Here is a 13,124-nt window from a genome sequence, read left to right as displayed (position 1 = left end):
TTATCAGTCCAAGAAAAGTCCTTCCACAGCTTGACTGACACTGGGAATGAACCTGTTCATGATGAACTGGTCGCCTCTGTCTTGCGCCAGATAGTCACCATCGCCAGGGAAGTAAGAGCCGTCTGCCTGTTTGCGTTCCGCTCTAGGGGTAAATACTTCTCGTAGGGTATTGTTTTTGAGCAAGTCAAAGATTCTGGGGCTCAAGGTCTGCTCAAGTATGAAGTGTGGTTCGTGTCCGAACTGTTTGAGCAAACCATCGATGAGTGATTGGGCATTGTTCTCGGTCGCTTTGATGAACCCCGCATTGATGGCAAGGATGAACTTTGCCCCATTGGGAAAGGTCTCTCTCAAGCTCTTGTAGGAAGTAATGCTTTTCTGATCCTTGATAGGGCAAACGAAGATCACTTCGGCATCGGCAAAGTCCAGAAAATCAATGAAGTCCTGTGGGCTACCCATGCAAGTTGCCAGTTGGTGCGTGGCATTTGCTGGCAAATCGAAAACAAGGTAATTGGAGTCAGTGCCAAGACTGCTGGCTACCTTGGATTTTTCGTCAGGGTTAGCAATGTCCAGAAAGGCAACTCCTTGGGCTGGGTCTTGTAAGTGCAATGGCTTCAATGCCCCATTACTGTTCTTCTGCCCATATCGTTCATACAAGCCTTGAAAGTTACGGTCACAGACATAACCATCGACCTTCTCGGTCATTCTCAATGTCTCAAGAATCACGGATGCTACGAGTGTCTTGCCAATGTTACCTGCATCGGATGCCACAATCACAACTTTTTTCTTCATATCTTTTCTTTCTTGTTTGTTTATATGACTTACAAAAAACAAAGAAGAAAAGCAATAGCTATTCACAGATATTTTGACATTGCGATTGAAATTCTTTTTTCAAAATTCATAAAAACTTAAGTCAAACAGCCAAGCCTTGGAAGATGCTTTTTTAGAGTCTTGTTGTTCGGTAAAATTAATCCATGACACGATCCGAACTCATTGCTCGCTTGTCAGAGCGTTTTCCACAACTTGTCCTGAAAGATGCTGAAAGCTGTGTAAGTGAAATTCTCACGGCGATTGCCGACTGTCTGAAGGCTGGGAACCGTGTTGAAATCCGTGGCTTCGGCTCGTTTTCCTTGAACTATCGGCCTGCTCGCACGGCGAGAAACCCCAAGACGGGCGAAAAGGTTGCCGTAGCTGGGAAGTTCGTTCCGCACTTCAAGGCAGGTAAGGAGCTACGGGAATTGGTGGATCGCAGATGAACACCATGCAAAAGAGACTCCGAAGAGTCTCTTGAGCTTAGTGGGTTGTGCTTTCTTTCCAGAAGGCCAACTTCTTCTTCAAAGGTGGTGCGGCATAGTCCTTGTCCAAAATGTCGTCTGTCCAGCAGTGTTCGGACTCTTGGACAGGGGCCTTCCAGGCTAATGGATCGTCGTAGAAGTCGTCGGCGAAGGGATCGCACTCGTTGTATGCCTTCTTGATACTCGGAATCAATGGCTCTGGTTTAGCGGCAGGAGACTGAACGACAGGCTCTTCCACCTTCACGGGCATGGTGAATGAAATCGGTTTGATATCGAGCGCTTCCAATACCTTTTTGTCCTTTTCTGGTAATGGCTTGGATGGCTGTGTCACCAAGGTAAGCAAATCGGATTCTAGGGGAGTGGTCTGATCTGCTTCGCTTGCACCAGGTCTGGTCAGACTGAAGAAATCACTGACCTTGATATGCTGTGCAAAGCGCTTACGGGCTTCGGCAAGCTTCGGAAACTTGAAGTAGCGGCCAATCGCCTTGTTCTTCCATTCGGAATAGTTGTCTGGGAACTGAAAAATCTGCTGCACCTTGGCGTTGAAACTCTGCTGGTTGAAGCCCTTGATATTTCGACCTGCTGTGTTGTGGAAAGACTGGAAGTGTTCAAAGAGTTCTCGGCGGGGAATGTTGAGCTCCTGGTCTTCCATCTTCTCGGCTTGATAGCGTTTGTCTTCGGGGATCGGATCAATCGCCCCAGCCAGAATGTTGAAGATGAAGCTTTCCACAGGGTCTAGGTTCTGCGCCTTGATCAAGTTCTTGGCGTCCGTTTCAATGGAAATCGTGGGCTCGAAATGGGTGTAATCCACTTCGTTCTGGAAGAAATGAACCAAAGCGTTGGCGCCGCCGTTGTTGAGCCAGTCATAGTAGGTTTTGAAATATGACTTGTAGCCGATCAACTTGTTGCTGCAGGTGAAGGCGTTGTGGCGACGGTCGCTGTCTTCGATGCGGACTGGGTTGTCGTTGTTGCTGGTGAAAATGTGGAATGAATAATTCTGGATTTCCACAGATGTAACGTTCTTGATTCGGCTCTTGCGTGTGATGCCGGTGATCAAGGGCTTGATCAGCTCGTTTGTCTTCTTGTCGCCGGAGAAAATGGATTCTTCGTGCAGAAAATACTTGGTGTGGTGATACTCGTGGTTGAACCCAGTCAAAAGCTCGTCCAGATTATCCACAACCGCCGTATGGCTGGGACACATCGCACGTAAGGTCTCGGAAAGGGTGGTCTTGCCTGACCCCTGCTTGCCCTGAAGGATGATCGTTGTATCGGTTCGGATATGGGGATACTTCACAGTGAAGCCGATCAACTTGATGATATGGGCTTTCTGCTCTGGTGTGCCTTCAATCAGATTGTCAATGTGGTTCAGAAAGGGAGTCACATCCCCTTGAATGGGCGCCACAAACCCTGTCCAAAAATTGAACACGTTCGGATCGTCAAACTTTGGGTTAGGGTCAAACACCGTGCGCTTGTAGCTGGTGCAGATCTCACTACGGGTTTCAAGCCAGTAGTCCGCAAACCAGACCTTCTCTGAGTAAGTGGTTTTTTGATACTGCTTGTCAATCTTGAAGTGTGACTTGATCTTTGACTTGCTGAACTCATTTTGTGAAAAATAGGAGTAAGTAAAGTCATTGACAAAGGTTTCACTACGGTCGTTGTTGGTAATTGAACGCCTTTGAAGAATGGGCGAGATGATCACAGACTTTCCACCCATATCTTCAATGAAGAAGTAATTAGAAAATTCGTGACAGTACTGAAGCATAAGTTGCTTGTCTTTGATAGATGAACAAGCATTGTAAGTTTCATCGTTGTTTAGAATACTTTGGTAATTGACATTTACCTTTCTTTTGATTAGAGTCATAAGGAACCTTTCTTGTTGTTTGTTTTTTCATCGATGCGACTTTGGCGAGTCGCATTTTGTTTTTTTACTTCATAGTGAATGTTTCGTTGTTTTTGAACTCTTCTGCTTTTCCTTGAAGAAAGTTGCGAGTCAGTGCTTGCCAGTTCACGCCAGCTTGTCTTAACTCACGAATATCCTTCATTAGCTTGTCGTCAATGACGACATTGAAGAAGTTGTTCTTTTTTGATTCTTTGATCATTTGATGTCTCCTGTGGTTTATCTGTACATAGCAAAATATTTCTGATTGTCAAGATTGAAAATGTTGTCAATGAAATAGTCGGATTTTCACCGGCATCCCCAGGCACCCTGGTCTTTCCCCAAGTGTCTGGAGTAGCTATTTCTGCTTAGGTGTAAAAGCTATTTCGTTTCATTGATTCAATAAACTTTTCCTTCTTGTGTTCTGGATCAATCAATCTGAGTTTTACCAAAAACTTCAGATCACCAAAATGAAATGCTTCAATTTCTATTTCAGCTACATTGCTGATTTCTGTATCCTCTTCAGCTAATGTATAGTCAATCGCATAATCAACCGCATCACAAAGCTCTTTGCCAAAGACAGTGTTGGTCCAGGTTGTGACTTCTAAAAGCTCTTCCGTAGAGCATTCCTTGTAGAATTCTTTAATGGTTTTGCATTCAAATCCTTCTGAGATTTTTTTCCATATGTCGGAGTAGATCTGTGATGCATAAGCCTTTGCTAAAAATTCGTTTGATTTGTTGCGATAAAAGTCGATTGCGTCTTGCATGGTGATTCCTTTCTTTGTTGTTAAATTTTGATAACTTGGTCATACATCTGGCTGAGATTTTCCAAATACCTGTCGTGCTCTTCTTTGAAGTCACCCACAGACTGCACAAAGATTTCAATATCTGAGCGGGACTTGAAGCTTTCTACAACTGCTGTCAATCGCTCTTCCATCTTGTCAATGTGTAAGTCAAGATCACCGTAGTAGCCCCACATAAGCGCTACTAGGTCAAGGAAGTGAAACCAAGGGCTTTTTGGGGTTTCACGGTCATGTAAAATGCATTCCTGATAGACCATGAAGCTGGTAAGAATTGACCCTTTGATTTGGTTGTGACTCAACTTGCTCATGCCTTTGTTGAGTAATTTGCCAAGTTGTTTTTTGTTTTTCATAGCATCTCCTTTTTTGGTTGGTTAGTTGTTATTTGTTTAAACGGTTGCATACGCAGTGGTAATGAGCGGATCATTTCTGGTAAAGTCTTTTCTCGCATTGGGGAAGAATTGGTTGGGAAGCAATGAAACCATCTGAATCTTTTCAGTGTTCATGATCTTCCAGCCATAACCATCAGTGCAGCTTGTTCCACCTGTTTGGAATCCACGAACATACTCATTACCATTTGCTGCGGTGCCGACAATGTGTGGTTCAATGATTCGTGGTAATCCTTTGTACACAACAACAAGCATTTGCTTGTTCTTGATAGCATCTATTATTGTTTTCATTTTGTTTCCTTTCGTTTGTTGTTAAAGTGTGTGTATTTTGAACTTCTTGTTTTTTATTCGTTGAACCCAAAATCAGAATTGGGTATTTGACAGGCAGGCGAAATTGTGGTATGAGCGAAAATCTCGACATTGGTGATGAAATTGATGAGCCTGATCAGCCACGGCGTCTGCGTGGGAAGGCATGGGTGCAGGCGTGTCTAGCCGCACTCGGCACAGACAAGCTGTCCGTCTTGGATACTCGGTTGAATGTTGTGAATTCGCCCAGCTTGTGGGGGATGTATCAGAGCGGTAAGCGGCGTCCCATGCCGGGGACGGTTACTGTTGTTGGCCAAAAGTTGCCTGGCACAGCAGAAGTTTGGCTATCCCCAATATGGGATGTGCTGAATGACGATGCTGCGGCATGCGGAAGCCATGTAGATAGGCTTCTTGAGCGATTCACGAAGTCTGAACCTTGGATGTTGCTTCATCACAAAGCAATTTCAACGATGAAACTGCATGACAAGTGCCAGGCACTGCTAGAGATCGTTATCCCTAGGCACTACTTAAAATTTCCCGACCTTGATGAAGACTTGCTTCGGGAACTTGACCCTGACTTTGAAAACCGACCATTTCACTATCGTCAGTTCTCGGAGATTTGTGATCACCAAGCAAATATCATTGCTCAATCCTATCGGGAAGCTAAAGCGACTTCTAAAATCATTGGCGAGTCAGTTGCTGAAGTTCGTGAGATGTGGGCTCGCCTTAAAGGCGAGAAATACGAACCAAAACCTAGTAATTCAAATAATCGTGCAGACTTGCTAAACAAAGACTACGTTTGTGGAGTTGCTGCCTTGGTTTGCCTTTGCAACGAAAGCAAAGATCGGCGTTTAAGAAACGCACCTGCTTATTTGAAGCAAGGTATCGTTGAAGCAGTGAAGGATAACTATGGAGTTGAAGTGGCTGAGTATTTTATGACTTCACTTTGATTCTGGTCATAGGCGAAGTTCTGCTAATTGCCGTTCGCTACATTGATGATGTCCTGCATGGGAGCCTTCTCATGGCAAGCATTCCAGTGGCTGGCGAAGATGTTGATGAGCATGATCAGCGGCACGTCCAAGGTGAAGACTTCATTGACCCATAGCGGATCGTTCTCGTATTGGTAGCTCTCAACCGTGTAGGTCAGGGCGTATTTACCTTGGCTGTCGTCAATCACCCGATAGCCAAACTCCCGCATGTGGCAACCCAGTTCCTTGAGTTGTTTGGTGAAGGTCAGGATGTTGTCTATGGCTTGCTGCGTGTCTGCTCGTTCAAAGGCTTGCCCAAAGGCATCCAGAATTTGCTGGCTGCTGGAAAAATAGAATTCGCCTTGCTCAACCAAAGCACGGGCGATCTCTTGTCCAAGGGCTGTGTTCGGGCTGGCATAAATGCCTGATTGATCCAGTTTGCTCGGTCGTCCGTGCATATGGGTTACTCGCGTAAAAAAGCCCACCGAAGTGGGCTGGTGGTGAATCTGCTGTGTTGGTTAGGCAGTCTTCTTTGACTTTGAAGGGGTACCGTCACCCTTAAGGCCAAAGGCTTTATAGAAAGCCGCTTTGTTTTCATAAACCCGCTTATTTGGGTTCCGACCATCAGGACGGGAAATCTCCAGCCATGCCTTGAAGTCGGGGGTGATTTTGGCCATGCAGTCATCAACCCCTTTGGCAATGATGGCCTGCACAAATTTCTGCTTCCAAGAAGAGCCACGGGGGCCGTTATTGAAGTCCCATTCAAATTCGGTAGGAAGAGTGCCATCGGCTTGTGGTTCGGCAGTAAATCCGTAGTCGGCAAGCTTGAAGGTCCCGACAATCAGTTTGTCCTTCTTATTACCTGTACCTTGTTTCTGCTCTTTGTCACTTGCAATCAAGTTAAAATGAACGGCTGCGGCTTTCAGATCATCAGTGGTGTATGCCTTGCCAATTAGACGAGTTAGTTCAATCTTATTTGTCTTGATGGAATCAATAATTCCTGTGATTTCAGCATCACGTTTTTGTTGCCATTCAATTTTCTTTGCAGTTAATTTTCCAAGCTTTTCTAATTCATCTTGAGTCAAACCATCAGGAACTTTTTTGGCAATTTCTTCAAGTTCAGCTTGTTGTGGGAAAATCATCTGGAGTCCTTTCAAGGTTGTGAGACTGTCTGGTTCAACAAAGCTTCAAGTTGGTTTGTTGTTCTTGGTGGATCATAGCACCAACTTTTTGGACGTCAATGCCCTGTCGCAATATGAAGTTGATGTTTTCATTGAATGCTATTTTGCGGGCATCTTAAGCTGAAATTGATCTTGATCCTTGGCATTGTCGTCTTTGTTGAAAACTTGTACTTGTGCATGATGACAAGCTTGTCAAGACTGTCTATGACAAGGGGTAGTGGCTTAGAATGATGGGGTGCCGTTGCATCGGATGCTGACGAGCCCGGTTCCTTGGGGGGGCGGTGTCCCCTTGTTGAACACATAACTAGACAGTTCAGGGCCATGATCACTTCCTTCCATGCCAAGTATTTTGCTCACGAGCTGACCAGACGGCATGCTCCCAATGACGTCGGTCGTCTGTCTCAGTCCCTGTTTGACGCCAGTGTCGACCTGAACCCCCACCAGATTGAAGCCGCCCTGTTTGCCTTGAAGTCGCCACTCTCCAAGGGCGTGCTCCTGGCTGATGAAGTCGGTTTGGGCAAGACCATTGAAGCGGGGATCGTTCTTTGCCAGTATTGGTCTGAGCGCCGTCGCCGTCTGCTGGTCATTTGCCCTGCCTCGTTGCGCAAGCAATGGGCGCTTGAACTGGAAGAAAAATTCAACTTGCCCGCCGTGGTGCTGGATGCCAAGACTTCCCGTGATTTCCTGAAACAGGGCAAGTCACCGCTGAACCAGAAGGCGATTGTTGTCCTGTCCTACAACTATGCTCACAAGATTCGGGATGAGCTCAAGGCGATTCAGTGGGACCTGGCAGTCATTGACGAAGCCCACAAACTACGCAACTCCTACCGTGAGAGCAACAAGATTGGTCAAGGTCTTCGGTGGGCCATGGAAGATTGCCGCAAGCTGTTGCTAACGGCAACCCCCTTGCAAAACTCCCTGCTTGAGCTGTATGGACTGGCCACGCTCATAGATGACCACATCTTTGGTGATGTGAATGCCTTCCGTAGTCAGTATGTGTCGGCAGGGGGAGACTTGGAAGGTTTGCGGGAGCGGCTGTCGGGGTTTTGCCGTCGCACCCTTCGCAATCAGGTTACTGAATACATCCGTTACACAGAGCGAAAAGCAATCACTCGGCCCTTCAGTCCCACGGATGATGAGCACCGGCTCTATGAAGCGGTCAGCGAATTTCTGACCCGTCCCAACAGCTACGCCATCCCGCATCGGCAACGACACCTGACAGAGCTGATTCTTCGCAAATTGTTGGCTTCTTCGTCCTTGGCAGTGGCAGGCACTTTGGAAACCATGAAGCTCCGGCTGGAAGCGTTGCGGGATGAAAAAGTGCAGGATGACCCCGATTTTGCCGAGTCACTGATTACCGACGAAGACATTGAAGGCGATTTGCTGGACGAGATCCTGGAACTGGATGAGCTTGAAGAAGACGGCGACACCCAGCCACAAGACATAGACCGCAAGCAACTCAATGAAGAAATCCGCCTGCTGGCTGAATTGGCTGAACTGGCACGAAGCATCGGCACCGACACCAAAACCAGAAGCCTGTTGTCGGCCTTGGATATTGGTTTTGAGCAGATGGCCGTCACTGGGGCACAGAAGAAAGCACTGATCTTTACCGAATCCCGAAGGACACAGTTTTACCTGAAGGAATACCTTGAAGCGAACGGCTATGCCGGGCAAGTTGTTCTGTTCAGTGGCACCAACAACAGCCCTGAAGCCACCGCCATCTATGAGAAGTGGTTGATGGCCAACCAAGGCACGGGTCGGATTGCTGGCTCTCGTGACATTGATATTCGGACGGCCCTGATTGAGTATTTCAGGGACACGGGCACCATCCTGATCGCCACCGAAGCGGCGGCGGAAGGGGTGAATATCCAGTTCTGTTCCTTGGTCATCAACTACGACTTGCCTTGGAATCCCCAGCGGGTTGAACAGCGGATTGGCCGTTGCCACCGTTATGGTCAGAAGCATGATGTGGTCGTCATCAACTTTCTGAACGAGCGTAACCAGGCAGATCGCCGTGTGCTGGAGCTACTGACCGAAAAATTCAACCTGTTCAACGGGGTGTTCGGGGCTTCCGATGAAGTGCTGGGCAGCATTGAATCAGGGGTGGATTTTGAGAAGCGCATCCTGACCATCTATCAGGAATGCAGAACCCCAGAAGAAATCGAAACTGCCTTCAAAGCCCTGCAAGCTGAAATGGACGAGCGCATCCAAGCAAGGATGAGCGACACCCGAAAGATGTTGCTTGAGAATTTTGACGAAGATGTCCATGAGCGTTTGCGGGTTCAGTTGTCCGACACCAAGGCCCAGCTAGACAAATTCAGCAAACGGTTCTGGTCAGTCACTCAGTTCATGCTCCGTGACCAAGCCCGGTTTGATAACGAAAACCTTGCTTTTGATATTGCAAAGCCACCTTCGCAAAGCATCCCTGCGGGTCGCTATCACCTGATTTCCAAGTCAGGGCCCAAGTCCATAGCGAAGGATGATCCCGACTACGGTACTTACCTTTACCGACTGTCGCACCCGCTGGGCGAGTATGTGATTGATCAGGCCAAGGCATTGGATACCCCCGTTGCCAAGGTGATTTTCAATGTCAGCCAGCACCCAACCCGCCTGCACCTGGTGGAGTCGCTGCGGGGTAAGCGGGGCTACCTGACCCTGACAGCCTTGGCGATAGACAGCTACGAGCGGGAAGAGTATTTGCTGTTCTCTGCCGTGGATGCCGGTGGCTCACCCCTTGAGCAAGAAACCTGCGAAAAGTTGTTCAACTGCATGGCCGACAGCGCCGTTCCGACGACAATTCCTGACTCGGTGGTGACGAGACTCGCGGCAGAGTCCCAGCGCCATGCCAAAGCCACCATCAGCCAGTCCTTGGAAGCGAACAACAAGCACTTCAATGAAGCCCGTGAGAAACTGGAAAAATGGGCTGATGACTTGGTTCTGGCGGCTGAAAAGGCCCTGCGGGACACCAAAGAGCAGATCAAGATTGCACAGCGGCAGGCCAGGCTGGCTACGAACCTGGACGAACAGCACGAGATACAGCAACGTATCCAAAAGCTGGAAAAGCAGCAGCGCCGACAGCGACAGGAAATTTTTCAAGTGGAAGACGACATCATTGAAAAACGGGATGCCCTGATTGAGTCGCTGGAAAAACGTCTGACCCAAAAAACCGAATCCAAAACCCTGTTTTCCCTAGAGTGGGCAGTGGTCTAAAAATGATTAAACGAGTGAGAACATGAGCAAATACGACGACCTGGTTCGCAAGCTAAAAGAGATTTTTCAAATTGATCGTCCTGAACTGGACTTTGGGGTCTATCGGATACTCAATACCCGTGTGGGGGAGATCAATGACTACCTTGAGAACGGACTAAAAGCAAAAGTTGCTGAAAGTCTTTCTGCCTCTGGCGCGGGCAACTTGAAAGCCTTGCAAAAAGAGCTGAAGGACAAGGAAACCCAGTATCGGGCTGACGGCATGGACCCCGACACCGTGCCCAAGGTCAAGGAACTGCGGCAGAAAATTGCTGATCTGGGGTCTGGCGGGGCTGAACACGAAAACGCTGTTTTCACCCATTTGCTGACCTTCTTTTCCCGCTACTACGAGAAGGGCGACTTCATCAGCCAGCGGCGCTACAAGGGTGATACTTATGCCATTCCCTATGCCGGGGAAGAAGTGGTGTTGCACTGGGCGAACAAAGATCAGTATTACACCAAGAGCGGCGAGAACTTCTCCAACTATGGCTTCAAGCTGGATGATGGTCGCACCGTCAAGTTTCGTCTGGTGGCTGCGGATACTGCCAAAGACAACCGCAAGGACAATGACAAGGAACGGCGCTTTGTTCTCATTAACCAGCACACCAGAACCCTTCTGGATGAGAACGGCGATGAGTATGAGCAAGAGTATTTGCCGATTGAAGAAGTCGGCAACGAGCTGGTGATTCGCTTTGATTACAAGGCCATGCCAAAAGGCAGCAAGCAGGATGTTTTGGTATCCCAGGCCGTTGATGCCATTCTTGCCGATCCTGCTGTTCAAGCGCGTTGGCTGGACCTGAGCCGAAGAGAACCGACAGAGAAAAATCCGCAACGAACTTTGTTGGAAAAGAGCCTGACCAGCTATACCACGAAGAATTCAGCCGACTACTTCATTCATAAAGACTTGGGTGGTTTTCTTTGTCGCGAACTGGACTTCTATATCAAGAATGAAGTGATGCATCTTGACGATGTGCAATCGGCAGAGACGTTTTCTGTCATTGAGAAATCACTTCGCCTAATCCAGACACTTCGTGCTATTGCACTGGATTTGATCACCTTTCTTGCACAACTTGAAAACTTCCAGAAGAAGCTTTGGCTGAAGAAGAAGTTTGTCGTTAGCACCAACTACTGCATCACTCTTGATCGTGTTCCAGAGAGTCTTTACTCAGAGGTGGTGGCTAACAAAAAGCAGTGGGAGCAGTGGGGCGAACTTGGGATGTTGGAGGGCAAAGAAGACCTATTTAATCAAGGTGGTAAAGATGGTATTGGCTATCTGAAACGTCATCAATTCCTAATGGTTGATACGGCTCTTTTTGACGTCAAATTCAAACATTCCCTGATTTCAATAATTGACTCTCTGGATGAGAACTTGAACGGACTGCTGATACATAGCGACAACTTTCAGGCATTAAATCTGTTGCAGGAGCGGTATCGTGGTCAGGTCAAGTGTGTTTATATCGATCCGCCATACAATACAAATTCAACTCCGATTCTTTACAAGAACGAATACAAGCATTCATCTTGGGCAAGTCTGATGCAAGACAGGCTTGCGCTCTCAATGAGGCTCCTCAACGACAACGGAGTTAAGGTCGTTGCTATTGACGATTCTGAAATGGTAAATCTTTCCATTATTCTGGAAGATGCCGCCCCGTCCTACAAGCTTTCAACGGTCTCCGTCGTTCATAACCCGAAGGGGTCAATTACCAAAGACTTTAATAGAGTGCATGAGTACGCATTGTTCCTCACAAAAGCTGATAGCAAGACGTATATCGCTAGAACATCTGAAGAAAATGACAAGCCAAGAAAAATGCGTAGGTGGGGTGAAAATTCGCTACGTGTCCTCCGGCGCCCTTCTTTCTACCCAATTTATGTGAAAGATGGAAAGATCGTTCGAGTTGGTTCAGTGCCTGAAGACGAATTCCATCCTGCGGGTAAAAATGTATATATGCCAAATGGAGAAATTGAAATTTGGCCAATTGACCAAGATGGTGAAGAACGGCGATGGAACTTCGGTTTGGAGTCCATACATCGCAACCTAAATCGCATAACCGTCATTGAGGTAGATGGCGCACTTGATTTATTTGTCACACACGAACTTACTGTCCCAAAAACTGTTTGGACTGGCGGAGAGTTTGATGCTGGGAACTATGGAAACACCCTACTGATTGACATGTTTGGTGAGAAGCGATTTGATTTTCCTAAATCGATAAATCTCGTAAAGCGGTGTATTCATATCTCAACTGCGGATGACTCAAACCCAATTATTCTTGACTACTTCGGCGGTTCTGCCACAACAGGACACGCTGTAATCAATCTGAACCGCGAAGACAAAGGGCAGCGAAAGTACATTATTGTTGAGCAAGGCGAATACTTTGATACCGTAACAAAGCCTCGCATCCAAAAAGTGGTTTTTTCCGCAGACTGGAAGGATGGCAAGGCGACAGCACCTCAAACAGGAATCTCCCATGCTTTCAAAGTTCTTAAACTTGAGAGCTATGAGGATACGCTGAACAATCTTCATCTGATCCGTTCCAAAGCACAGCAAAGTCTTCTTGAGTCTATGCCGTCAGAAGCGAAGGAAGACTATCTACTGCGATACATGCTGGATGTAGAAAGCCGTGGCTCCTTGCTGTCAGTTGATCAGTTCAAGAACCCTTTTGACTTCAAATTGAAGGTAACGGTAGATTCTGCGGGGGCCTATGAAGAGCGAACCATTGACCTGGTGGAAACCTTCAACTACTTGATTGGCCTGCGGGTCAAGCATGTAGATATGCAAATTGACCGGGGGTTTGTCGCCGTTACGGGTGTGCTTCCGTCTGGCGAAAAAGCTCTGGTGCTGTGGCGTGATGTTGAAAAACTGTCCTATGACGAACTCAACCGCTTGTGCGACAAGCTGGCGATCAATCCTGCCGACAGTGAATTTGATGTGGTGTACATCAATGGTGATCACAACATTCCGGCGGTCTTCACCAGTACGGAAGCCGAAGGGGGTATCACCAAGACACTGAAGATTCGCCAGATCGAACCTGAATTCATGTCCCGCATGTTCAACACGGAAGCTTGACC

12 protein-coding genes are annotated in these 13,124 nt (G+C 47.4%); 4 read left to right on the top strand and 8 right to left on the bottom strand.

Annotated features, from left to right (window positions below):
• Positions 1–3 precede the first annotated feature (3 nt).
• Complete coding sequence (locus tag PY257_RS13340; RefSeq protein WP_275742622.1) at positions 4–789, bottom strand: hypothetical protein; 786 nt, start codon at positions 787–789, stop codon at positions 4–6.
• Positions 790–971: 182 nt separating this feature from the next.
• Here PY257_RS13340 and PY257_RS13335 point away from each other — a divergent pair, with 182 nt between their 5' ends.
• Complete coding sequence (locus PY257_RS13335; RefSeq protein ID WP_275742620.1) at positions 972–1,253, top strand: integration host factor subunit beta; 282 nt, start codon at positions 972–974, stop codon at positions 1,251–1,253.
• A 37-nt stretch (positions 1,254–1,290) separates the two neighbouring features.
• On the opposite strand, the gene PY257_RS13330 is transcribed toward PY257_RS13335, so the two are convergent.
• The 5 genes from PY257_RS13330 to PY257_RS13310 form a co-directional block, all read right to left on the bottom strand.
• Positions 1,291–2,991, bottom strand: a complete 1,701-nt coding sequence (locus tag PY257_RS13330) for a primase-helicase family protein (protein WP_275742618.1) — start codon at positions 2,989–2,991, stop codon at positions 1,291–1,293.
• A 226-nt stretch (positions 2,992–3,217) separates the two neighbouring features.
• Positions 3,218–3,391, bottom strand: a complete 174-nt coding sequence (locus PY257_RS13325) for a hypothetical protein (RefSeq protein WP_275742616.1) — start codon at positions 3,389–3,391, stop codon at positions 3,218–3,220.
• Positions 3,392–3,536: 145 nt separating this feature from the next.
• Positions 3,537–3,935: a hypothetical protein gene (locus PY257_RS13320; RefSeq protein ID WP_275742614.1), complete on the bottom strand. Its 399-nt coding sequence runs from the start codon at positions 3,933–3,935 to the stop codon at positions 3,537–3,539.
• A 20-nt stretch (positions 3,936–3,955) separates the two neighbouring features.
• The gene (locus PY257_RS13315; protein ID WP_275742612.1) at positions 3,956–4,321 is read right to left on the bottom strand and encodes a hypothetical protein; all 366 of its coding nucleotides are present in this window, start codon (positions 4,319–4,321) and stop codon (positions 3,956–3,958) included.
• Between the two features lie 36 nt (positions 4,322–4,357).
• Positions 4,358–4,648, bottom strand: a complete 291-nt coding sequence (locus tag PY257_RS13310; protein WP_275742610.1) for a hypothetical protein — start codon at positions 4,646–4,648, stop codon at positions 4,358–4,360.
• A 110-nt stretch (positions 4,649–4,758) separates the two neighbouring features.
• Between PY257_RS13310 and PY257_RS13305 the strand changes: the two genes are divergently transcribed.
• Positions 4,759–5,613, top strand: coding sequence for a hypothetical protein (locus PY257_RS13305; protein WP_275742608.1), 855 nt, complete (start codon positions 4,759–4,761; stop codon positions 5,611–5,613).
• 23 nt (positions 5,614–5,636) lie between these two features.
• Here the strand turns inward: PY257_RS13305 and PY257_RS13300 are convergent, their stop codons facing one another.
• Both PY257_RS13300 and PY257_RS13295 read right to left on the bottom strand, forming a co-directional pair.
• Positions 5,637–6,089 carry a hypothetical protein gene (locus PY257_RS13300; RefSeq protein WP_275742606.1) on the bottom strand — a complete coding sequence of 151 codons (453 nt, stop codon included), beginning with the start codon at positions 6,087–6,089 and terminating at the stop codon, positions 5,637–5,639.
• Between the two features lie 60 nt (positions 6,090–6,149).
• Positions 6,150–6,773, bottom strand: a complete 624-nt coding sequence (locus PY257_RS13295) for a hypothetical protein (protein WP_275742604.1) — start codon at positions 6,771–6,773, stop codon at positions 6,150–6,152.
• A 360-nt stretch (positions 6,774–7,133) separates the two neighbouring features.
• On the opposite strand from PY257_RS13295, the gene PY257_RS13290 reads away from it, so the two are divergent.
• Together PY257_RS13290 and PY257_RS13285 are read left to right on the top strand one after the other, a co-directional pair.
• Complete coding sequence (locus PY257_RS13290; RefSeq protein WP_275742602.1) at positions 7,134–10,022, top strand: SNF2-related protein; 2,889 nt, start codon at positions 7,134–7,136, stop codon at positions 10,020–10,022.
• Between the two features lie 22 nt (positions 10,023–10,044).
• Positions 10,045–13,122, top strand: a complete 3,078-nt coding sequence (locus tag PY257_RS13285; RefSeq protein WP_275742600.1) for a site-specific DNA-methyltransferase — start codon at positions 10,045–10,047, stop codon at positions 13,120–13,122.
• The last annotated feature ends 2 nt before the right edge of the window (positions 13,123–13,124 follow it).

Source organism: Curvibacter soli, assembly GCF_029211125.1.
Lineage (GTDB): Bacteria > Pseudomonadota > Gammaproteobacteria > Burkholderiales > Burkholderiaceae_C > Curvibacter_A > Curvibacter_A soli.
The sequence above is the reverse complement of the archived record's forward strand: the minus strand, read 5'-3'. Positions and strand labels throughout refer to the sequence as shown.